Annotated in this window: 19 protein-coding genes; all 19 read right to left on the bottom strand. The window is 65.2% G+C overall.

Annotated elements, in window-relative coordinates; genetic code table 11:
- Nucleotides 1-176: 176 nt before the first annotated feature.
- Nucleotides 177-1,016 carry an outer membrane protein assembly factor BamD gene (locus tag VGV07_RS26520; protein ID WP_326871742.1) on the bottom strand — a complete coding sequence of 280 codons (840 nt, stop codon included), beginning with the start codon at nucleotides 1,014-1,016 and terminating at the stop codon, nucleotides 177-179.
- Between the two features lie 83 nt (nucleotides 1,017-1,099).
- The gene (gene lpxC, locus VGV07_RS26515) at nucleotides 1,100-2,056 is read right to left on the bottom strand and encodes a UDP-3-O-acyl-N-acetylglucosamine deacetylase (protein ID WP_326871741.1); all 957 of its coding nucleotides are present in this window, start codon (nucleotides 2,054-2,056) and stop codon (nucleotides 1,100-1,102) included.
- A gap of 107 nt (nucleotides 2,057-2,163) precedes the next feature.
- Nucleotides 2,164-3,813, bottom strand: coding sequence for a cell division protein FtsZ (gene ftsZ / locus VGV07_RS26510; protein ID WP_326871740.1), 1,650 nt, complete (start codon nucleotides 3,811-3,813; stop codon nucleotides 2,164-2,166).
- A 182-nt stretch (nucleotides 3,814-3,995) separates the two neighbouring features.
- Nucleotides 3,996-5,309 carry a cell division protein FtsA gene (ftsA, locus tag VGV07_RS26505; RefSeq protein ID WP_326871739.1) on the bottom strand — a complete coding sequence of 438 codons (1,314 nt, stop codon included), beginning with the start codon at nucleotides 5,307-5,309 and terminating at the stop codon, nucleotides 3,996-3,998.
- 5 nt (nucleotides 5,310-5,314) lie between these two features.
- A complete protein-coding gene (locus tag VGV07_RS26500) occupies nucleotides 5,315-6,307 on the bottom strand; it encodes a cell division protein FtsQ/DivIB (RefSeq protein ID WP_326871738.1) in 993 nt (330 codons plus the stop codon).
- Nucleotides 6,295-7,215, bottom strand: a complete 921-nt coding sequence (locus VGV07_RS26495) for a D-alanine--D-alanine ligase (RefSeq protein WP_326871737.1) — start codon at nucleotides 7,213-7,215, stop codon at nucleotides 6,295-6,297. The genes VGV07_RS26500 and VGV07_RS26495 overlap by 13 nt, the downstream gene beginning before the upstream one ends.
- A 221-nt stretch (nucleotides 7,216-7,436) precedes the next feature.
- A complete protein-coding gene (murB, locus tag VGV07_RS26490) occupies nucleotides 7,437-8,429 on the bottom strand; it encodes a UDP-N-acetylmuramate dehydrogenase (RefSeq protein WP_326871736.1) in 993 nt (330 codons plus the stop codon).
- Nucleotides 8,426-9,850 (bottom strand): UDP-N-acetylmuramate--L-alanine ligase, encoded by a 1,425-nt coding sequence (gene murC / locus VGV07_RS26485; RefSeq protein ID WP_326871735.1) that lies wholly within the window; start codon nucleotides 9,848-9,850, stop codon nucleotides 8,426-8,428. Before murC ends, murB begins: the two co-directional genes overlap by 4 nt.
- On the bottom strand, nucleotides 9,847-10,950 hold the full coding sequence (gene murG, locus VGV07_RS26480; protein WP_326871734.1) for an undecaprenyldiphospho-muramoylpentapeptide beta-N-acetylglucosaminyltransferase: 1,104 nt from the start codon (nucleotides 10,948-10,950) through the stop codon (nucleotides 9,847-9,849). Before murG ends, murC begins: the two co-directional genes overlap by 4 nt.
- Nucleotides 10,947-12,107, bottom strand: a complete 1,161-nt coding sequence (locus VGV07_RS26475; RefSeq protein ID WP_326871733.1) for a putative peptidoglycan glycosyltransferase FtsW — start codon at nucleotides 12,105-12,107, stop codon at nucleotides 10,947-10,949. The genes murG and VGV07_RS26475 overlap by 4 nt, the downstream gene beginning before the upstream one ends.
- A gap of 345 nt (nucleotides 12,108-12,452) precedes the next feature.
- Entirely contained in the window at nucleotides 12,453-13,538 is a 1,086-nt protein-coding gene (mraY, locus tag VGV07_RS26470) for a phospho-N-acetylmuramoyl-pentapeptide-transferase (protein ID WP_326871732.1), read from the bottom strand.
- A gap of 35 nt (nucleotides 13,539-13,573) precedes the next feature.
- Nucleotides 13,574-14,998, bottom strand: a complete 1,425-nt coding sequence (locus tag VGV07_RS26465) for a UDP-N-acetylmuramoyl-tripeptide--D-alanyl-D-alanine ligase (RefSeq protein ID WP_326871731.1) — start codon at nucleotides 14,996-14,998, stop codon at nucleotides 13,574-13,576.
- Between the two features lie 5 nt (nucleotides 14,999-15,003).
- Nucleotides 15,004-16,452: a UDP-N-acetylmuramoyl-L-alanyl-D-glutamate--2,6-diaminopimelate ligase gene (locus VGV07_RS26460; protein WP_326871730.1), complete on the bottom strand. Its 1,449-nt coding sequence runs from the start codon at nucleotides 16,450-16,452 to the stop codon at nucleotides 15,004-15,006.
- A gap of 19 nt (nucleotides 16,453-16,471) precedes the next feature.
- Nucleotides 16,472-18,196 carry a penicillin-binding protein 2 gene (locus VGV07_RS26455; RefSeq protein ID WP_326871729.1) on the bottom strand — a complete coding sequence of 575 codons (1,725 nt, stop codon included), beginning with the start codon at nucleotides 18,194-18,196 and terminating at the stop codon, nucleotides 16,472-16,474.
- Nucleotides 18,197-18,571 (bottom strand): cell division protein FtsL, encoded by a 375-nt coding sequence (gene ftsL, locus VGV07_RS26450; RefSeq protein ID WP_326871728.1) that lies wholly within the window; start codon nucleotides 18,569-18,571, stop codon nucleotides 18,197-18,199.
- Nucleotides 18,568-19,554 (bottom strand): 16S rRNA (cytosine(1402)-N(4))-methyltransferase RsmH, encoded by a 987-nt coding sequence (rsmH, locus tag VGV07_RS26445; protein WP_326871727.1) that lies wholly within the window; start codon nucleotides 19,552-19,554, stop codon nucleotides 18,568-18,570. The genes ftsL and rsmH overlap by 4 nt, the downstream gene beginning before the upstream one ends.
- A gap of 96 nt (nucleotides 19,555-19,650) precedes the next feature.
- Entirely contained in the window at nucleotides 19,651-20,610 is a 960-nt protein-coding gene (locus VGV07_RS26440; protein WP_326871726.1) for an NAD(P)-dependent alcohol dehydrogenase, read from the bottom strand.
- Nucleotides 20,610-20,837, bottom strand: a complete 228-nt coding sequence (locus tag VGV07_RS26435) for a helix-turn-helix transcriptional regulator (protein ID WP_326871725.1) — start codon at nucleotides 20,835-20,837, stop codon at nucleotides 20,610-20,612. The genes VGV07_RS26440 and VGV07_RS26435 overlap by 1 nt, the downstream gene beginning before the upstream one ends.
- A gap of 5 nt (nucleotides 20,838-20,842) precedes the next feature.
- Nucleotides 20,843-21,268, bottom strand: coding sequence for a hypothetical protein (locus VGV07_RS26430; RefSeq protein ID WP_326871724.1), 426 nt, complete (start codon nucleotides 21,266-21,268; stop codon nucleotides 20,843-20,845).
- Nucleotides 21,269-21,446 lie beyond the last annotated feature (178 nt).

The raw sequence follows: 21,446 nt of genomic DNA, 5'->3' as shown, positions 1-21,446 counted from the left end.
GAGGCCGAACTAACGCGCGCCGTCTGGAGCATTTCGCGGAAATGCTCGCAGTTCTGGATTTGTCGCGCCTTCGAACCGGAAAAGTCTGCAACTCTTCCTGAAGGCACTCCAGTCTAGCCTAAAGGGGAACAAACAGGCAACATTTCAATTGCCTGTTTGAAGCGTTTCGGGACGCCTTAGCTTTTCTTGAGCTGGGCCAGGCTGCTGCCGGCATTCACCTGCGGCGAAATCCCCTGCTTGGCCAAGAGGTCGAACGCCTGCTTGTACCAGCTGCTCTGCGGATAGTTGTGGCCGAGCACCGCGGCGGCGGTCTGCGCCTCGGAAATGAGGCCGAGCGCAAGATTCGCTTCCGTCAGGCGGAACAGCGCCTCCTCGATATGGGTCGAGGTCTGGAACTGCTCTGCGACGACACGGAAGCGGTTGATGGCGGCCGGATAATTGCCGTTGCCGAGGTAGTAGCGGCCAACCGACATCTCCTTGCCGGCGAGCTGGTCGACACCGACGACCAGCTTCTCCTGCGCATCCTTGGCGTACTTGCTGTCAGGATAGTTGGCGATGATCAGGCTGTAGGTCTCGATGGCGTTCTTCGAGATCTGCTGGTCGCGCGTGATGTCCTTGATCTGCCCGAAATACGAGTTGCCCTTGAGATAGAGCACGTAGGGCAGCTCCTTCGAGCCCGGGTACAGCGCAGTGTAGCGGTCGGCGGCGAGAATCGCTTCTTCGAACTTGCCGATACGGTAGTTGCCGTACACCTGCATCAGCTTGGCCTTCTCGTTGAACTCCGAGAACGGGTGCTGACGCTCGAGCTTTTCCAGCGTCTTGACGGCAGTGACGTAGCGCTGCTTGTCCATTTCGTCGAGCGCCTGCTGGTACAGGGTCTCGGGCGGAACGATCGCCTCTTCCTTGATCTTGGGCTGGCCAAACAGGTTGCAGCCGGCGAGCAGCACCACGACAGCGCCCATCAGCACAAAACGTGCGAACCGGCTCGAAATACCTGCATGCTGAGAGATCGTCACGACCTGCCCCATCCCTTAACGCACTACCCTAACGTGGCAGGCGAACTACTGACAAAAAAGATCAAAACTGTGGCGTTGGCAGATCAGCCAACCGACCGCAGGTAGGATTGTACATTGAGCCCTTCAGGCATGTCGTCCAGCGCATCGAAAGCCGCCGGCAACTGATCCGCCGTGACGATCTCATAGTTGGCTTCGCTGGCGAACAGGCCATGAAGCACGAGGGCGTTGAGGGCGTGGCCACCCTTGTAGGACCGGAACCGGCCGTAGATCGGCAGACCGCACAGCGCCAGGTCGCCGATGGCGTCGAGCAGCTTGTGGCGGACGAACTCGTCTTCGTAGCGCAGGCCACCCGGATTGAGAATCCGATCCTCGTGCACGGTGATCGAATTTTCCATCGAGGAGCCGAGCGCATAGCCCGCCTGGCGGAGAATCTTGGCGTCGCGCACGAACCCGAAGGTGCGGGCCCGCGACACGTCCTCGTAGTATTTGCGCGGCGTCCAGTCGAAGATCATCCGCTGGCGGCCGATGACCCGGCTGTCGAAATCGATCTCGAGGTCCAGCAGCCGGCCATTATATGGCTCGAGCGCGGCGGAGGCCTCGTTGTTGCGCACCAGCACCTGGCGCATGATCTTGATATAGCGGCGCGGCGCCGGCTGCACCACGAGGCCGACCTGCTGGATGGCTTCGACGAACGGCCAGGCGCTGCCATCGAGGATCGGGCATTCGCCGCCCGTCAGCACCATGTGCGCATTGTCGACGCCCATGCCGGACAGCGCCGAAACCACGTGCTCCACGGTCGCGACGGAGACGCTGTCGCCGAGGTCGAGCGTGGTGCACAGCGTCGTACGAGTCACGCGGGAGAAATGCACCGGCACCGGGCCATGACGGCGACCGTCATCGAGCAGGCGCGTGATGGTATAACCGCTATCGGGCGCAGCAGGCTCGAGAGTGAGGGTAACAGGGGCGCCGGAGTGAACACCGAACCCACTGAATTCGAGCGCATCGGCCAAAGTCCGCTGCCGCGTCGAAAGTTTATGCATGCTCTAAGGACTCCAGCCCCGTCTGCGACCCGGTGCAGTCATAGACAATAAAATCCCGGCGCGGAAGCCGCGCCGGGTGCGTGTATTCGGGCTTTCCCCCGCGACGATCAGCCGTGTTTGCGGAGGAAGGCAGGAATCTCGATGTGCTCTTTCTGAGCCGGCTGCGACTGTGCACGACCATACTGGTCGGCATTGCCGCGGGCGCCTTCTGCACCGCCGGAAACCCGCGAATTCCGGGCGCCTCCGGCCTCGATGGCGCTGCGCGCGGCGGCATCGTCGGCGCTCGGCTCGACGGCAGGCTCGGCCCGCTGCGGCTCATTCGACTTAAGGCTGATGCCGACATTGGAGGCCAGCCGCTTGAACAGGGCACGCGCATTGCGTGGCTCCGGTTCCTGCTTTTCTTGGGCCGTGAGTGACTGCCTTGCAACAGCCGGGAACTCCTCGGTGCGCGGCATCCGGCGCTGACCGTCGGGACGCTCGGCACTGGAGGGCACGTAGGCACTGGGGATCGGCGCCTCGATGAGTCGCGGCGCTTCTTCGAGGTGGGTGTGGCTGGCCTGCGGAATATAGGGCTCGACGGTGATGCCGTCGTCTTCCTGGTACTCCTGGTAAGTCGGCTCGGCGTAAGAGATCGCCTCGGCGACCGCCTGCTCCACCTGGGTCTCGAACTCGGGCTCGGGCTGGGCTTCCGCAACCACCGCAGTACGTTCCGGCATGGCCTGGCGCATCACTGCGGCCTGCAGCGGCACGCGGGCCGGATTGGCTTTCATCGGCTCGAGCGCCTGGACCATCGTCGCATCGGTGCCGGTGGCAACGACGGAGACGCGGATCGTGCCGGTCATATCCGGATCGAACGTGGCGCCGAGGATGATGTTGGCGTCCGAGTCGACTTCCTCGCGGATACGGCTTGCCGCCTCGTCGACTTCGTAGAGGGTAAGGTCCGGACCACCGGTGATCGAGATCAGGAGGCCACGCGCCCCCTGCATCGACACATCGTCGAGCAGCGGGTTGGCGATTGCCGCCTCGGCAGCGTGCCGCGCACGATCCTCGCCGGAGGCCTCGCCCGTCCCCATCATCGCCTTGCCCATGCCGCGCATCACGGCGCGCACGTCGGCGAAGTCGAGGTTGATCAGGCCTTCCTTGACCATCAGGTCGGTGATGCAGGCGACGCCCGAGTAGAGCACCTGGTCCGCCATCTTGAAGGCGTCGGCGAAGGTGGTCTTCTCGTTGGCCACCCGGAACAGATTCTGGTTCGGGATGACGATCAGCGTGTCGACATGCCGATGCAGCTCGTCGATGCCGTCTTCCGCCAGGCGGGAGCGACGGTTGCCTTCGAACTGGAAGGGCTTGGTCACCACGCCGACGGTCAGGATGCCCTGTTCGCGAGCTGCACGGGCCACCACCGGCGCGGCGCCGGTACCGGTACCGCCACCCATGCCCGCGGTGATGAACACCATGTGCGCGCCGCTCAGGTGATCGTTGATCTCGTCGTAGCTCTCTTCGGCTGCCGCCCTGCCCACTTCCGGGTGGGAACCGGCGCCGAGCCCTTCGGTCACCGAGACGCCGAGCTGGATGATCCGCTGCGCGCTTGAGAGCGCCAGGGCTTGTGCGTCTGTGTTTGCGCAGACGAAGTCCACTCCGGACAGGCCCGAGGCGATCATGTTGTTGACCGCGTTGCCGCCAGCCCCGCCCACACCGAAGACGGTGATGCGCGGCTTCAGTTCTTGAATGTCCGGGATGGTGAGGTTGATGGTCATGAATGGCCCCATGCGTGGCGTGTGGGACAAGTATTAGTCGCCAATTCGTTAATCAGACCCTAACAATGCCCTCAAAACCGTTAACGTGATGGCAATTTGCAAGCCGAGCTAACGGCTTGGTGACCTTACGTTAAGCATGAAGATGAGGGCATCGTACCGTCCCCTGCCGGGACGACCGAGACTCAGAAGCTCGTGCGCAGCCAGTTGCCGACGCGGGCGAAGTACCCGTCGGTGCCGGTGAGCCGGGCCGAGCGATGCGGCTCGACGAACTCCTGGGCGCAGACCTGCGGGTAGATCAGCATCCCCGCGACAGTCGCGAATCCCGGGCCCTTGGCCATCTCGGGCAGCCCGGAAATGCCCATGGGGCGGCCGTTGCGCACGTTGCGGGCCAGCACCCGGCGCGCCACCTCCGGCAGGCCGGTGAGCTCGCTGGCCCCGCCGGTGAGGACGAATCGACGTCCGCAGATATCCATCATGCCGGTCGCCTGCATGCGATCCTTGATGGCGGTGAGCACTTCCTCGACGCGCGGACGGATGATGCGGGTGATGTGAGAGCGCGGAATCTGCCCCGGCGCCTCATCGCGAGTCGCCCCGACCGGAGTAATCGCGATCATGTCGCGCTCGTCGGCCTGCCCCGGCAGCACCGAGCCATACATGGTCTTGAGTCGTTCGGCGTCGGCTATGCCGACCGACAGCTGGCGGGCAATGTCGAGCGTCAGGTGGTGCCCGCCAATGGCGATGGCATCGGCATAGACGAGCTGCCCCTCGGAGAACACCGAAACGGTAGTGGTGGCGCCGCCGAAGTCGATGCAGGCAACGCCCAGCGAGCTCTCGTCATCCACCAGCGTCGCAAGACCCGAAGCGTAGGGCGTCGCCATAAGCGCTTCGATCTGCAGGTGACAGCGATGCAGCACCAGCTCGATATTGCGCATGGCGAGCGTTTCGGCCGAGATCACCGCCACATCGATCGACAGCTTCTCGCCGACCATGTTCTTGGGATCCTTGATGCCCTTCTGGCCATCGAGCGCGTAGCCGATCGGCAGCGCGTGGACGATTGACCGCTCCGGACGGACCGACCGTTCGTTGACCGCGCGCAGCACGCGCTGGATATCGGCCCGCTCCACTTCCTGGCCACCCAGGTTGACGCCGGCCGAGAAGGTTTCCGAGCCGAGCCGGCCGGCGGTGACATTGACGATCACCGACTGCACGGTGACGCCGGCAGCCCGCTCGGCGATGCCGACAACCGTACGCACCGCCTGCTCGGCCTTGTCGAGGTCGGTAATGACGCCACTCTTGATGCCCGAGGACGGGCCGTAGCCGAAGCCGATCACCTCGACATTGTGGGTACGGCCACGCAGCGACTTGCCTTCAGGGCGCGGCACCAGCCGGGCGATGACGCAACAGATCTTGGTCGAGCCGATATCGAGCACCGTCACCAGCGAGGTGCGGCCCGGCTGAACTGGCTTGAGCCGCGCGGTCAGGGCATCGGTCATCATGGTCTTCACTGAGTCCGGGTTACAGGCACGACGGGGGCCGCGGCCTGCGGCGCGGCAGCAGGAGCGGTCGTCGCAGGGGCGGAGAGTTTCTTGGCGGGCTTCTTGCCCTTGCTGCCCTTGGTTTCGGCGATCTGCGCCGCAGCAATCTCGCCGGGCTTCAGCGTGACGAGGCCGGGCACGCGCAGGTCGATCACCGACACGTCGCGCTCGAGCAGCGCATAGTCGGTCTGGTACATTTCGAGCTGGTCCAGCGCCTGCGCCACGCCGCTTTCGGGCAGCTGCACCCGCAGGCCATTGCGATAGATCAGGTCCCAGCGGCGATCGCCGATGCGGCTGAGCGCCGCCAGATCATCGTCGAGCCCCTCATGCCGGGCGAGCACCCGCACCATGGCGACGCCATCGTCGCCGGCCCCCTCCCCGATCAATAGCGGCAGGTCGGTATAGGAGCTGATATCGGTGCCGATCTTCCTGCCGGTCTCATCGATCAGCCAGGTGGTATCGCCGATGCGCCAGCGCGCCACCGGCACCTTCTCGACGATCGAGACGATCACCCGGTTCGGGTAGACCTTGCGGACGGTGGCCGATTTGACGGCGCGCAGCCACTCGAGCCGCGCCTGCGCCTTCTGCGCATCGAAGGTCAGCGTCGAATTGCCGGTGCCGACGGTCAAGAGCGTAATGATGTCCTTGTCGTCGGTCAGCGTCTGCCCGGTGATCTCGATGGCGTCTATGCCAAAGCCGGCCTGGGCGAACTCGCCCTGCACGAACCGATAGGCAGTAAGGCCCGCCGAGCCGATCACGTCGCGTGCTTCATAGAGGCCGAAGGCAACGAGCAGCGCGAGGATCACGCCGACGATGCGGGTAATGACCTGCTTGTGCAGCACCCAGACGTGACCGGCCTTGACCAGGGCACGTCGGCTGGTGCGGGGAAGCGGAACGGGGAAATGACGGGGATCGACAGGTTGGGCGTTGGCGAAACTCTTGGCCCCTACCTGTTGCAACTCGCATCCTCCACCATCCAGGCAACCAGCTCCTCGAACGAGTGGCCGGCATGGCGGGCCTGTTCGGGAACCAGTGACGTTTCGGTCATGCCTGGTTGGGTGTTGATCTCGAGGCAGACGAGCTCGCCGTCCGGCCCTGCCTGGTCGTTGTAGCGGAAGTCACTCCGCGACACGCCCCGGCACCCAAGCGCAGCATGCGCCTTAAGCGCCATCTTCTGCACTTTGTCGTAAATTTTCGGTTGAATTTCAGCCGGAATGACGTGGCGCGACCCGCCGTGAGCGTACTTTGCCTCATAATTGTAGAAGCTGAGGTCGGTCACGATCTCGGTCACCCCGAGCGCCACGTCGCCCATTACGGCGCAGGTCAGCTCGCGACCAGGGATATAGCGCTCGACCATCACCTCTTCGCCCGAGTTCCAATCCTCGCGCAGCAACTCCTGCGGCGGGTGCGACTGATCGGCCTTGACGATGAACACGCCGAAGCTCGAGCCATCCGAAATCGGCTTCACCACATAAGGCGGCGCCATCACATGGGCGCGGGCGACTTCGGCGCGGTTGGCAATGGTGTGATCGGTGACCGGGATACCCGCCGCCTTGAACATGATCTTGGCCTGGTGCTTGTCCATCGCCAGCGCCGAGGCGAGCACGCCCGAATGGGTGTAGGGGATACGCAGGAACTCGAGCACACCCTGGATAGTGCCATCCTCGCCGTACCGGCCGTGCAGCGCGTTGAAGGCGACATCGGGCTTCAGCTCGCGCAGCACTTCGGCAATGTCGTAGCCGACGTCGACTTCGGTGACGGCATAGCCGGCATTGCGCAGCGCCCGCGCGCACTCGGTGCCCGACGAGATCGACACCGGCCGCTCGTTCGAAATGCCGCCCATCAGGACGGCGACGTGCTTGGTCATTGTTTGGTCCTGTCCGCACGCCCCGAGCGCGCTGCGATCGCCTTCTCCCCTTGTGGGAGAAGGTGGCCAACGGCCGGATGAGGGGTACGCAACCGCAGGTTGCGCGGTCCGAGCGAAGTGAGGAACGGCTCGTGCGGAGGAGAGACGCCCCTCATCCGCCCTTCGGGCACCTTCTCCCACAAGGGGAGAAGGCGATCACCGATAGGTTGCGGCATGTCCAATCAGACCGCTCCCGTGAACGGCGCGCCGTCCATGAACTCGCGAACTTCGCGGCCGGGCACGAAATGTCCCATGCGGCGGACTTCCCATTTCAGCTCGATGCCGTGCTTGTCGCGCACCTTCTGGCGAATGCTCTCGCCGACGGTCTCGACCTCGAACGCATCCGCTTCACCCATGTTGATGAGGAAGTTGGAATGCATCTCGCTCATCTGCGCTCGCCCGAAGGTGAAGCCGCGGCCGCCGGCCTCGTCGATCACCTTCCAGCTCGAATGCCCCTCGGGGTTCTTGAAGGTCGAGCCGGCAGTCTTGGCGCGGGTCGGCTGCGTGCTTTCGCGCCGCTCGGTGACGGTGCGCATCTCGGTGAGGATCTTCTCGGGATCGCCGGCAAAACCCTGGTAGGTGGCGGAAGTGAACACCGCGCCGCGCGGGCCGTTCGACTTGCGGTAGAGGTAGCCCATCTGCTCGTTCGTGAGCGTGATGATCTCGCCTTGCCGGGTCACGGCGCGCAGCTCGACCATGCGGTTGCGCGTCTCGGTGCCGTAGCAGCCGGCATTCATGTAGAGCGCTCCGCCGATACCGCCGGGAATGCCGCGATAGAACCACAGCCCATCGATGCCCGCTTCGGCCGAAGCGGTCGCAACCTTCACGTCTGGTACGGCAGCGCCGGCCCGCACGCGGTGGCCCTCGAGAATGTCGATGGCGCCAAAGCCCTTGGCCGGCAGCCGGATCACCACGCCGTCGAGCCCGCCATCGCGGATCAGCAGGTTCGAGCCGAGCCCGATCACCGTGACACGGATTTCGGCCGGCAGGTGCTTGAGGAAGAACGCCAGGTCGTCTTCGTCGACCGGGCGGAAGAACAGCTGCGCCGGCCCCCCTACCCTCAGCGTCGTCATTTCGTCGAGCGGCTGGTTCGGGATCAGCTGCCCGCGGATCTCGGCGGTCCAGCTGCCGAGCGTCGGGATCAGGTCAGGCCACTGGGGAACATGGATGTTCATGTGAGCTCAGGCTCCTTGCCGATCAGGGCGCCAAGTTCGGCGGGCAACGAGGCCGCCCACTGCGTGATGTTGCCGGCGCCGAGCAGGACGACATAGTCGCCCTCGGCAGCACGCGAGGCGATCAGCGGCGCCAATGCTTCCGGCCGGTCGATGACCCGCGCATCGCGATGGCCGCGGGCCCGGATGCGGGCGACCAGCTCTTCATGCGTCACCCCGTCGATCGGCGTCTCGCCGGCCGCATAGATCGGCGCGACGATCACCGTATCGGCGTCGTTGAAGCAGGTGGCGAACTCGTTGAACAGGTCGTGGACGCGCGAATAGCGGTGCGGCTGCACCACCGCGATGACGTCGCGCCGGCTCGATTGCCGCGCCGCCTTCAGCACCGCGCCGATCTCCACCGGGTGGTGGCCATAATCGTCGATGACGGTGATGCCGCCAACCGTGCCGGTCTTGGTGAAGCGGCGTTTCACGCCAGAGAAATTCTTCAGCCCCTTGCGGATCGCCTCTGCCGGCACCTTCAGCTGGTCGGCAACGGCAATGGCCGCCGTGGCGTTGAGCGCATTGTGCTCCCCCGGCATCGGCAGTTCGAGCCCGTCGATGCGCAAATGCGTCATGCGGATACGGTCGCGGATCTCGACCGAGAAATGCTGCACGCCATCATGGTTCTCGAGATCCACCAGCCGCACATCGGCCTGCGGGTTGCGGCCATAGGTGATGACCCGGCGATCGCGGATCTGCCCGACCAGCGCCTGCACCTCGGGGTGATCGAGACACATCACGGCAAAGCCGTAGAACGGCACGTTCTCGACGAAGTTGATGAAGGCCTGCTTCACCTTGTCGAAGTCGCCGTAATAGTCGAGGTGCTCGGGATCGACATTGGTGACGATGGCGACATCGGCCGGCAGCTTGACGAAGGTGCCGTCGGACTCGTCCGCTTCGACCACCATCCACTCGCCGTCGCCGAGGCGCGCATTGGTGCCATAGGCGTTGATGATGCCGCCATTGATGACAGTGGGGTCGTAATTCGCCGCGTCGAGCAGCGTCGCCACCAGCGTCGTGGTGGTGGTCTTGCCGTGGGTGCCGCCGATGGCGATGGCGTTCTTGAACCGCATGATCTCGGCCAGCATTTCGGCGCGGCGCACCACCGGCAGGCCGCGCGCCCGGGCAGCGGCCAGTTCCGGGTTGCCCTTCTTGATCGCCGAAGAGATGACGACCACGGCGGCATCCTTGAGGTTCTCGGCGCTCTGGCCGATCTCCACCTCGATGCCCATTTTCCTGAGCCGCTGCACGTTCGGGTTCTCGGCGCTGTCGGAGCCGCGGACCTTGTAGCCCTGGTTGTGCAGGATTTCGGCTATGCCGCTCATGCCGATGCCGCCGATGCCGACAAAGTGCACCGGTCCGATATTGCGCGGCATCTTCATTGTGGTTTGTTCCCCTTGGCCGCGAGGCGTTCTGCCGCGTCGGCGAGCTTGGTGACGGCGTCGGGCTGGCCCAGCAACCTGGCCGCGGCTGCGGCCCGCTGCAGCACATCCCGGTCACCCAGAAGTGATGCCAAGCGAGTGCCAAGCGATAGTGGCGTAAGCGTGGCCTGCTCGGCGATCCAGCCGCCGCCGGCGGCCTCCATCACCAGCGCATTGTTTTTCTGGTCGGCGTCGATCGCCCCCGGCAACGGCACCAGGATGGCGGGCCGGCCGATGGCAGTGAGTTCGGCGATGGTCGAAGCGCCCGAGCGCGACACCACGAGGTGCGACGCCGCCATGCGCTCCGGCAGGTCGTCGAAGAACGCGGCCAGCTCGACATTCACCTTGGCCTGCCGATAGGTCTCGGCCACCCGGTCGAGATCCTCGGCCCGGCACTGTTGCACGACGCGCAGGCGGGCCCGGATTTCGGGCGGCAGCTCAGCGATCGCCGGCGGCACCAGGTCGGCAAACACGCGTGCTCCCTGACTGCCGCCGAACACCAGCAGGCGGATCGACCCGCCGGCTTCGAGATCGGGGTACGGCACCTTGGCGACGTTGCGCACCCGGTCGCGTACAGGATTGCCGACCAGTACGGATTTCTCCGCAAAGGCCTCGGCCTTGAGGGTGCGCGCAAAGCTGAGCGCGATCAGCTTGGCCATCCTGGCCAGCGCCCGGTTGGCCCGCCCCATCACCGCATTCTGTTCGTGGAGGATCCCGGGAATACCGCGGAGGCTCGCAGCGACGAACGGCGGAAATACCGGATAGCCGCCAAAGCCGATCACCGCATCGGGCTTCACCCGCCCGAGCGCCCCGTGCGCCACACCGATACCACTCAGAATCTTGAAGCCCGCGGTAACGAAACGGATCGGGTTGCTGACCGAGGGCGTCGCCGAGGGCACGATATGGGTGGCGCTGGCCGGAAACCCGTCGCCATAGGAGGCGACGCGATGGTCGGTCATCAACTGGATATCGTGACCTCGCCGACGCAGTTCCTGCGCCAACGCCATTGCCGGGAAGAGATGGCCTCCCGTACCGCCGGCCATAAGGACGAATCTGCTCATTCGGCGGGGGATAGCACTCCGCTGCGATAGACGGGAAGCCCGGTCGCAAGGCGCTCTTCCGGCTTCTTGCGGGTCAGGGCCAGCATCAACCCCATGGCGAAGGCAATGGCGAGCATTGAAGTGCCGCCATAGGAGACGAACGGCAGGGTCATGCCCTTGGGCGGGATCAGGCTGAGATTGACCGCCAGGTTGATGGCGCATTGCAGGCCAAACTGGATGGCCAACGTGGATGCCGCAAGCCGCGAGAACAGGCTCGACTGCTGCTGCGCCCCGATCAGCGCCTTGATCACGATGAAGGCGACCAGCGCCACGATGAACAGGCAGAACAGCACGCCGAACTCGCCCGCCGCCGCCGAGAACACATAATCGGCATGCGCGTCGGGGATGCGCTTGTTGGCGAACGATTCACCCGGGCCACGCCCGAACCAGCCGCCCTCGAGCAACGAGCTCAGCGCCCGGTCGACCTGGTAGGTGTTGCCGCCTTCCGGGTTGAGGAAACTGTCGATGCGCTTGGCGAAGTGCGGGAAGAACATATAGGCGGCGAACAACAGGCCGACGCCGGCGGCACCAAGCCCGAAGATCACGAACCAAGAGATGCCGGAGAGGAACAGCAGCACGCCCCAGGTGGCGAGCACCAGGGCCGTCTGCCCGATATCGGGCTGCAGCAGCAACCCGCCGACGATCGTCAGCATGATGCCGGTGGCGATGATGCGGGCCGGCACGCCCGGCCGCTTCATGCTTTCGGAGAACAACCACGCCCCGATCACCGCAAAGGCGGGCTTCACGAATTCCGACGGCTGCACGGTGTTGCCGGCGATCGAGATCCAGCGCTTGGCGCCCTTCACTTCGACGCCGAACCGCAAGGTCAGCCAGAGCATGATGATCGACACCACCAGCACGCCCAGCGCCGCAAAGCGAGCCGCCCGGTGCGGTAGCATCGACGCTGCGATCATCACCGGCACCGCCAGCGCCGCGAAGATCGCCTGGCGGATGATGAAGTGCCACGGCCCGAGGCCGAGGCGCTCGGCAACCGGCGGGCTCGCCGCAAAGCTCAGCAGCACGCCGACCAGCAGCAGCAGGATCAATGCCGCCAGCAAAGATTTGTCGATCGTCCACCACCACTCGGCGATGGGGGTCTTACGCTCGCGTGAAAACATGCTTGATGCCGCCTGATCGGGACGGCCTCCCGTACGCACAACTAGATGCAAATTGTAGCGCCCGGTTGGTTACCAAGTTCGCAACGGCACTCGCGTTTTGCGAGTCGGGGGGCGCCTAAAGGCGCCGGAGCGATGTGATGCTGTCGCCGCAGTGCTCGTCCCTGGCCTTGCCCACCGGCGTCATCCCCGCGAAGGCGGGGACCCAGTGGGATCTCTCAGCCTCAGCGGACGCCGCAGCATCCCACTGGGTTCCCGCCTACGCGGGAATGACGTCCGTGTGCTGCCCGATAGCGCAGCCGCTCCGCGATTCAACTGCGCGTCGCTTCCATCTCGATAGCGAATACTCTAGCGCAGCTTCAGCGAGCTCAGCCCGATCAACGCCAGCACAAAACTGATGATCCAGAAGCGGATCACCACCTGGCTTTCGGTCCAGCCCATCATCTCGAAATGGTGGTGGATCGGCGCCATCTTGAACACCCGCTTGCCGGTGAGCTTGAACGACACCACCTGGACGATCACCGAGACGGCTTCGAGGACGAACAGCCCGCCGATGATGGCCAGGACGATCTCGTGCTTGGTGGCGACCGCAATAGTGCCCAATGCGCCGCCGAGCGCCAGCGAACCGGTGTCGCCCATGAAGATCTGCGCCGGTGGGGCGTTGAACCACAGAAAGCCGAGCCCCGCCCCGATCAGCGCGCCACAGACTACCGAGAGTTCGGCGGTGCCGGGGACCGGATTGAGGAACAGGTATTCCGAGAAGGTGGCCGAGCCGACGAGATAGGCGATCAGCCCGAAGCAGGCGGCAGCGACCATAACCGGCACGATGGCGAGGCCGTCGAGCCCATCGGTGAGGTTCACCGAGTTGCCGGCCGCGACGACGACGAAAGCGCCGAACAGGACGAAGAACCAGCCGAGGTTCACCGCCAGCCCCTTGACGAACGGGAAGAACAGCGAGGTCGAGGTCGCGGGGTCGCCGAGCACCGAGATGAAGTAGCACGCCACTGCGCCGATGATCGCCTCGAGGATCAGCCGCTGCCGGCCGGAAAACCCGGCATGCGACATGCGCTTTACCTTGAGGTAGTCGTCGTAGAGCCCGATGGCGCCGAACGAAACGGTGACGCCAAGCACCACCCAGACATAACCGTTCGAAAGGTTCGACCAAAGCAGGATCGAGATCACCGTCGCCGACAGGATCATCAGGCCGCCCATGGTGGGCGTACCCTTCTTGGTCAACAGGTGCCCGGCCGGGCCATCTTCCCGGATCGGCTGGCCCTTGCCCTGGCGGATGCGCAGCGCCGCGATCATGCCGGGGCCGAACAGGAAGACGAAGAACAGCGCGGTCATCACCGCACCGGCCGTCCTGAAAGTGATGTAGCGGAACACGTTGAAGGCGGCGAGGCTATCGCCCAACTGCCCGAGGAAATACAGCATGCTGTCGGTGTCCCACCCGTCGGACTGAAAGCGCTCTAGGCGTTCTGGAAGCGCTCGCGGATCTTCTGCACCAAAGGTGAGAGGCGGACGCCTTTCGACCCTTTGACCATAACTGCGTCGCCATAGGCAAGCGCCGAGAGAACGGTATCACTGATCTCCTCGGCGGTCGTCATATGCGTCACACCGGGGATCTCGCGGTCGGCTTCGGCGCGATGCCGCAACTCATCGGCGAGCGAACGCATTGCCGGCCCGACGAGGTAGATCTCGGTGGCGCCGGTCTTCAGTACCGCGCTGGCGAGCCCGGCATGCAGTTGCGGGCCTTGCGGCCCCATTTCCAGCATGTCGCCGAGCACCAGGAACTTGCGGCCCTCGGGTGGCCGCACCGAGCTGTAGAGGTCCATCGCCGCGGTCATCGAGGCGACATTGGCATTGTAGCTCTCGTCCACCAGCAGCAACGGCTTGGCGTTGGGCCCGAGCCGCAGCGTCAGCCCCCTGCCCTCGGGCGCGCCGAATTTCGCCAGCGCCGCCACCGCGGTGCGCGTGCCCTCGCCCGAAATCTGCGCCACTGCCAGCGCCGCCACTGCATTGGCCACCATATGGCGCCCCGGCACCTGCAGGCGCAGGTCATAGTGCTCGGCGCCATGCGTCACTTCGGCGAGGGTCATCGAGGCCGAGGTGTCTACTCGCCCGATATGCCAGTCGGCGCTTTCGTCGAATCCGTAGGTCACGACCTTGCCGACACCTGCGGCCCGGGCATGGGCGAACAGGATATGCAGGTGATCGTGGTCAGCGTTGAGCAGCGCCGTGCCGCCCGGTTCAAGCCCGAGGAAGATCTCGGCCTTGGCGACGGCAATGTCGGCAACCGAGTTGAAGAACTCGAGATGGGCCGCGGCAACCGTGGTGATCACCGCGACATGCGGGCGCACCATCTTGACCAGCGGGGTGATCTCGCCCGCGTGGTTCATGCCGATCTCGAACACCCCGAACTGCGCTTCGCGAGGTAGGCGTGCCAGCATCAGCGGCACGCCCCAGTGGTTGTTGAAGCTCTTGATCGAGTAATGCGTCTCGCCGAAGGCCGCGAGCACGGTGCGGATCGCTTCCTTGGTGGTGGTTTTGCCGGCGCTGCCGGTCACCGCGATGATCTGGCCACGATTGCGCGCCCGCGCCGCGATGCCGAGCTGCTCGAGGGCATTGAGGGTATCGAGGACGACGATCAGGTTCTTGCCGCCATGCGCGGCGTGATAGGCCTCCGAGACCAGCGCTGCGGTCGCGCCGGCATCGATCGCCTTGTCGACGAAATCGTGCCCGTCATGGGTGTCGCCGCGGATGGCGACGAACAAGGCGTCGGGAGCAATCTCGCGGGAGTCGATCGAGATCGAAGAGATCGGGCCATCCGACAGGCCTTCCGGCCGGCCGCCGGTGGCTTTGACGACCTCGGCGACGGTCCAGAGCGGTCGCATCGGCGCTAGAGTCCTTTCAGCGTCTCCAGCACCACTTCGTGGTCGGAGAAATGGTGCTTGGTGGTGCCGATGATCTGATAGTCCTCATGGCCCTTGCCGGCAATCAGCAGCACATCGCCCGGCTCCAGGCGCGCGATGCCGGTCTCGATCGCCTTGCGGCGGTCGCCGATTTCCAGCGCCCTGGGCACCGCGGCGAGAATTTCGGCGCGGATCGTCGCCGGATCTTCGGTGCGCGGGTTGTCGTCGGTGACGATCACGTCGTCGGCCAACCGTTCCGCCACGTCACCCATGATCGGGCGCTTGCCCTTGTCACGGTCGCCGCCGCAGCCGAACACCACGCGCAGCTTGTTCGTGGCATAGGGCCTGAGCGACTCGAGCGCGGTCTCCAGCGCCACCGGCTTGTGCGAATAGTCGACGAAGATCGCCGCGCCATTGTGCTCGCCCACCAGCTCCAGCCGGCCCTTGGCCCCCTTCAGGTGTTCGAGCGCCCGCACAGCTTTGTCGGCCGGCGCGCCGGTGGCGACGGCGAGCGCCAGCGCCACGGCGGCATTGTTGACCTGGAAGGCCCCGGTGAGCGGCAACAGGAAGCTGACCGGCTCGCCGACCATCCGGCCGGTAACCCGCTGGCCATAACCCTCGTTGCGGATGTTGGTGAGTTCGAGGAAGGCGCCTTCCTTGCCGACCGTCATCAGCGTCGCGCCGCGATCGAGCGCCGCGAACAGGAATGGCATGTGCTCGGGATCGTCGGCATTGACCACCGCCGCGCCGCCATCGGCGATCAGGTCGGTGAACAGCCGGAGCTTGGCATCGCGGTAGTCATCCATGTCGCGATGGTAGTCGAGATGGTCGCGGCTGAGATTGGTGAAGGCCACCGCGTTGAAACGGATGCCATCGACCCGGCGCTGGTCGAGCCCCTGGCTCGAGGCCTCCATAGCGATGTGGCCGATGCCTTCGGCCCTGAGTTCGCCGAGGTCGCGATGCAGCGACAGCGCGTCCGAGGTGGTGAGTTCGCGAGGCCGGATGCCGGCGCGGGTTTCGACGCCCACCGTGCCGAGGCTTGCCGCGGCGATCCCGCAGGCATCCCAGATCTGGCGCACGAACGAGACGATCGAGGACTTGCCGTTGGTGCCGGTGACGGCCACCGAAACGTCGGGCTGCGGCGCGAACTGGCGGGCGGCGGCCAGCGCATAGGCGGAGCGCACATCTTCGACCAGCACCACGGGAATGCCCGGATCGGCCTCCGGCTGGCGATCGCTGATCATCACGCTGGCGCCGCGGCCAACCGCCTGCGCCGCAAAGCCATCGCCATGCACCCGCGTGCCGGGCAACGCGAAGAACGCCTCACCGCGCCCGATGGCGCGGCTGTCGGCGTTGATGCCCTCGACTTCGATGGCTGGGACCGACGGGGCTCCTGCCCCCTTCAACAGTTCTGTGAGCGCGAAAGGCACGTCCACGCTTTCTTCTCGAATGGCTTCAGCGGAGTTCGACTGGGACAAGGCTTGTATCCAACATTTCGCTGAAGTCGGGCGCGATTCCAAGCATCGGCGCAACCCGCTGCACCACGCGACCGGTCACCTGGCCGGCATTCCAGCCGGCGGTATGGCCCGACTGGGCATTTTCGTCCTGCGGTTCGTCGACGATGACCACCATGGCATAGCGTGGGTTGTCGAGCGGGAAGGCTGACGCGAACACCGCGAAGGTCTTGTCCGAAGAGTATGTTCTTCCGACGACCTTTTCGGCGGTGCCGGTCTTGCCGCCGACGCGATAGCCGTTGGCCAGCTTGTTCATCTGCGTGCCGGAGCCCTCGAGCGCATTGAGGCGCATCAGGTAGCGGATTTCGGCACTGGTCGAAGGCGAGATCACCCGCTCGTAGAGCTGGCGCGCCTCGGCCTCGCTCCGCTTGTAAAGCGTAGGTGGCACCATGTTGCCGTCGTTGACGAAGGCTGCCACGGCCCGAACCATGTGCAGCGGCGATACCGACAGGCCGTGGCCAAAGCTCGAGGTCGCGGCCACGATCTCGGAGAACTTGTCCGGAACCTTGGGCTTGCGCATTTCCGGCAGCTCGAACGGCACCGTCTTGTCCATGCCGATCCTGCCGAGGAAGGCGCGGAAATCGTCCTTGCCCAGCTGCTGCATGATCTTGATGGTGCCGATATTGGACGAGTACTTATAGACCTCGGGCACGCTCAAGACGCGGTGCTTGCCGTGGAAATCGTCGATGGTGAAGCGGCCGAAGCGCACCCCGAAACGGGCGTCGAACCGATCGGTGATCCGCACCTTGCCGCTGTCCAGCGCACCGGCCAGCGTTATCGTCTTGAAGGTCGAGCCGAGCTCGTAGATGCCCGAGGTGATGCGGTTGAAGCGATCGTTCTTTACCCCGTTATAGTCCTGGAACAGGGTCGAGGGGTTGTTCGGATCGAAATCCGGCAATGATGCCAGGGCGACGATCTCGCCGGTCTTCACGTCCATCATCACGCCGGCGGCGGCAATGGCCTTGTAGCGCACCAGCGCATCCTGCAGCGTCTCGTACATGACGTGCTGCACACGCAGGTCGATCGACAGGTTCACCGGCGTCATTTCATTGCCGCGGGCCAGGCCGATCGACTGCAGCAGCGCCAGGCTGTCGTCGTCCATGTGCTTTTCGATGCCCATGGTGCCCTGGTTGTCGATATTGACCGACCCCAGGATATGCGAAGCCTCCTGCCCCGAGGGGTAAAAGCGCTTGCTCTCGGTGACGAAATCGAGCCCCGGAATGCCGAGCTGGAAGATCTTCTCCTCGATCGCCGGCGTCAGCTCGCGCTTCACCCAGACAAAGCCCTTGTCGCCGGTGAGGCGCTTACGCAGCCAATCCTCGTTGAGGTCGGGCAGCACGGTGCGGAGCTTCTGGACCGCTTCCTCGACGTCGATGATGCGCCGCGGCTCGGCAAACAGCGACGGCACGCGGATATCGACCGCCATCTCCAACCCGTTGCGATCGAGCACCGGCGGGCGGCTGGCGGTGATGACGTCGCGTTCGATGCCTTCGATGGTGGAATCGGTGACGGTGGCGCCGAGTTGGATCAGCCGGCCGCCTACGGTGCCGAACACCAGCAGCAGGGCGACGATGACCCAGCGGATCCGTGCCTTGGTGAGGTTGCCGCGGGACTTCCGCCCGCCGTCGAGCGAGATGGTCTCGGCGCCTTCGGTGATGATCGCCATCTAGTTGGCCTCGATCAGTTGCTCGATCGGGTCGATGCCCGCATCGAGCGAGGACAGTAGCGCGTCGAGCGCCTGGGTATCGGGTGCGGCCGGTCGCATCGGCAGGTTGTCCATGCGGCCGAACTGATCCTGCGCCGTGGGCACCAGGGCAAGCGCTTCCTGGTGGCGCGCCACGATCGGCGCGACATGCGCCGGCTGGTTGAGATAGGACCAATCGGCCTTGAGCAGGCTCAGGTCACCCTCCTGCCGGTCGATCTTGCGCTCCAGCGCCACCTTGTCGCTGGCGATATCTTCGACCGAGTATTTCAGCGCATAGACGCCGACCAGCCCGACAAGGCTGGTGCAGACCATCACGGCATTGAGCATCTTGATCATGCGGCACCTCGCGACAGCGGCACGCCCAGCCCGGCATAGCTGGTGGCCCGAGCTTGAGCACCGGTCCGCACCCCGGCGCGCAGCGTCGCCGAGCGCGAGCGCGGGTTGCGCGCAAGCTCGGCGGCAGACGCCTTCAGCGCCTTGCCGGCGCGCGCCCAGCGCGGCGCCTCGAGGACAACCTGCGGCAGGTGACGCGACTGCGTTGGCGCCCCCTTCTCCGGGTCGAAGAAGCGCTTGACGATCCGGTCCTCGAGCGAGTGGAACGTGACGACCGCCAGCCGCCCGCCCTCGGCCAGCAGCCGCTCGCTGGCGAACAGCCCCTCGACCAGTTGATCGAACTCGCCGTTCACCGCGATGCGCAGTGCCTGGAAGCTGCGGGTCGCCGGATGCGCATCGCCGGGCTTCCGGCCAATGGTCTTTTCGATCAGCCGCGCCAGTTGCGTCGTGGTGGAAATCGGCGCTGTGGCGCGTGCCGCGACAACGGCGCTGGCGATGCGGCGCGACTTGCGCTCCTCGCCGAAAGCGAACAGCAGGTTGGCGAGGTCGGCTTCATCGAGCGTGTTCACCAGATCGGCCGCGGACTCGCCATCCGACGACATCCGCATGTCGAGCGGGCCTTCCTGCATGAACGAGAAGCCGCGCTGCGCCTGGTCGAGTTGCATCGAGGAGACCCCGATGTCGAGCACCACGCCGTCGACGGGGCCACCCGCCAGCTCATCCAGGTTGGAAAAGGTTCCCGCCACGAACTTGAATCGACTCGGGAAATCGGCGCCCAGCCGCTCGGCATGCGGCAGCACGGTGGGGTCGCGGTCGAGCGCCACGACCGAGGCGCCGGCTTCCAGCAAAGCGCGGGAATAGCCTCCGGCCCCGAACGTGCCATCGAGGATGCGGGCGCCCTCGAGCGGCGCCAGCGCATCGAGCACCTCGGCCAGCAGCACCGGCACATGCGGCGCCTGGCTGTCGCTGCCCTTGGGCTCACTCATCCCGCTCGAACTCCACGCCGGCACCGCCGGTACAAGAAATCACCCATACTGGGTATCGGCGCACTTTGCGGCGGTTAGGTTAAGGTTCCATTGAGGTTACGAGACGTTCACCACGATGGAGCCGACCTTGTGACCGGTCTCGACCCGGGCATGCGCTGCCGCGATTTCGGCCAGCGCATATTCGCGCTCGATGACGGTGCGCAGCCTGCCCTCCTGCACCCAGTCGAACAGCTGGATCAGGTCCTTGGCCTTGTCGGCCGGCTTCCTCAGGCCGGTCGCGGCGAAGCGGGCGCGTCGACCGGACTTGCGCAGCATGGCCGGCGACAGCATCGGGGTTGGCGTCAGGTACACGCCATCCGGCTTCAGCGCATCGTGGCACCGGGCAAAGCTGGATTTGCCGACCGTATCGAAAATCACGTCATAGGCGGCGTCCGCAGCGGTGAAATCCTCGGCGGTGTAGTCGATCACGCGATCGGCCCCGAGCGAGCGGACCAGCTCGAGGTTGCCGGTGCTGGTAACGCCGGTCACCACCGCGCCCATGGCCCGCGCAATCTGCACGGCGGTCGTGCCGATGCTGCCCGATGCACCGTTGATCAGCACATGCTGGCCCGCCTGCAATCGTCCTTGGTCGCGCAGGAACGGCAGGGCGACGAGCCCGCCATCGGCGAGCCCCGCCGCAGCGCCGAACGCCACGCCATCCGCCAGCTTGACGATGGCGCCGCTCTGGTCGACGGCTGCGAACTCGGCATGCGCCGCAAGTTCCGGCCCGGTCGAACCGGCCACCCGGTCGCCGACCGCGAAGCGCGTGACGCCGGCGCCGAGCCGGACGATCGTTCCGGCAAAGGCATCGCCGAGGATCGGCAGGCGCGGTTTGAACGGACCGGCGAACAGCCTGGCGATCCACAATTCGCCGCTGCGGAAAGCGATGTCCGACGGCGTCACCACGCTGGCGTGGATCTCGACCAGCACCTGTTCCGGCCCGGGCTCCGGCGTCGGTACCTCACGGATGCCGAGGACCTCGGGTGGGCCATAGCGCTCGACGATGGCAGCACGCATCACTCGCCCTCCCCACGATACTGAAACACCTCCTCGAGCGGCACATTGAAGGCACGCGCCACCCGAAAGGCGACTTCCAGCGAGGGCGAATAGCGCCCCTGCTCCATGGCGACGATGGTCTGGCGGGTAACCCCCACCTTGTCGGCCAGCGCCGCCTGCGTCATCTCGCCGGCATTGAAGCGCAGCGTGCGAATGGTGTTGTCGATCCGCGCCTGTCCCTTGCCCATGGCGCTCAACCGATCCGGTAGTAGATCAGCCGCGAGGTCGAATCGACCAACCCGGCCAGCATCAGCCCGCCGAACAGCACATAGGCGGCTAACGCGGGGTCGGCGCCGAAAGCCAGATAGAACAGGGTTGCGATGCCGGTGATCGAGGCGATGACATAGCCGTTGCGCATGGCGCGCAGGCCCACCGCCTTGTCGCGCTCGTCGGCCTTCTCGTCCTTGAACTCGCTGCGCCGCGCAATCGAGACGAGGATCGCCGTCACGATCATGGCCGCGATATTGAACAGCACGCCGTAGAGGATGGCCCAGAGCAGCCGGCTGGCCACCGTTACGACCGTCGCAGGTGGGTTGGTCAGCGCCTCGAAAATCACCCAGGCGGCAATCACGATCGACGCGATGATGCCCACCACCGCTTCCCATTCCTTGTAGCTCATCGAGGCCTCCCAGCCTTTAGCTCAGTGTTGGGAGGCATGTAAGATGAAACAGACATAGTGTCAAGTTTTTCATACATAGAGTCGTAAATATGTGACTTACGACGTGCACCTGACTGGCAGTCGGCGCAACCTCTCCCGCTTGCGGGGGAGGGGGACCACGCGCAAGCGTGGTGGAGGG

The sequence above is a fragment of the Devosia sp. genome, assembly GCF_035944845.1.
GTDB lineage: Bacteria > Pseudomonadota > Alphaproteobacteria > Rhizobiales > Devosiaceae > Devosia_A.
Note: the sequence above shows the minus strand (reverse complement) of the source record. Positions and strands in the feature narration are given on the sequence as shown.

Bases quoted from the DNA above. Each gene is read 5' to 3' on its own strand.
- ftsZ (WP_326871740.1), bottom strand. From the start codon at position 3,813: ATGACCATCAACCTCACCATCCCGGACATTCAAGAACTGAAGCCGCGC.
- rsmH (WP_326871727.1), bottom strand. From the start codon at position 19,554: ATGAGTGAGCCCAAGGGCAGCGACAGCCAGGCGCCGCATGTGCCGGTG.
- VGV07_RS26455 (WP_326871729.1), bottom strand. From the start codon at position 18,196: ATGGCGATCATCACCGAAGGCGCCGAGACCATCTCGCTCGACGGCGGG.
- VGV07_RS26435 (WP_326871725.1), bottom strand. From the start codon at position 20,837: ATGGGCAAGGGACAGGCGCGGATCGACAACACCATTCGCACGCTGCGC.
- lpxC (WP_326871741.1), bottom strand. From the start codon at position 2,056: ATGCATAAACTTTCGACGCGGCAGCGGACTTTGGCCGATGCGCTCGAA.
- murC (WP_326871735.1), bottom strand. From the start codon at position 9,850: ATGAAGATGCCGCGCAATATCGGACCGGTGCACTTTGTCGGCATCGGC.
- murB (WP_326871736.1), bottom strand. From the start codon at position 8,429: ATGAACATCCATGTTCCCCAGTGGCCTGACCTGATCCCGACGCTCGGC.
- murG (WP_326871734.1), bottom strand. From the start codon at position 10,950: ATGAGCAGATTCGTCCTTATGGCCGGCGGTACGGGAGGCCATCTCTTC.
- ftsA (WP_326871739.1), bottom strand. From the start codon at position 5,309: ATGATGACCGATGCCCTGACCGCGCGGCTCAAGCCAGTTCAGCCGGGC.
- ftsL (WP_326871728.1), bottom strand. From the start codon at position 18,571: ATGATCAAGATGCTCAATGCCGTGATGGTCTGCACCAGCCTTGTCGGG.
- VGV07_RS26475 (WP_326871733.1), bottom strand. From the start codon at position 12,107: ATGTTTTCACGCGAGCGTAAGACCCCCATCGCCGAGTGGTGGTGGACG.
- VGV07_RS26440 (WP_326871726.1), bottom strand. From the start codon at position 20,610: ATGCGTGCTGCCATCGTCGAGCGCTATGGCCCACCCGAGGTCCTCGGC.
- mraY (WP_326871732.1), bottom strand. From the start codon at position 13,538: ATGCTGTATTTCCTCGGGCAGTTGGGCGATAGCCTCGCCGCCTTCAAC.
- VGV07_RS26430 (WP_326871724.1), bottom strand. From the start codon at position 21,268: ATGAGCTACAAGGAATGGGAAGCGGTGGTGGGCATCATCGCGTCGATC.
- VGV07_RS26465 (WP_326871731.1), bottom strand. From the start codon at position 14,998: ATGCGACCGCTCTGGACCGTCGCCGAGGTCGTCAAAGCCACCGGCGGC.
- VGV07_RS26495 (WP_326871737.1), bottom strand. From the start codon at position 7,215: ATGACCAAGCACGTCGCCGTCCTGATGGGCGGCATTTCGAACGAGCGG.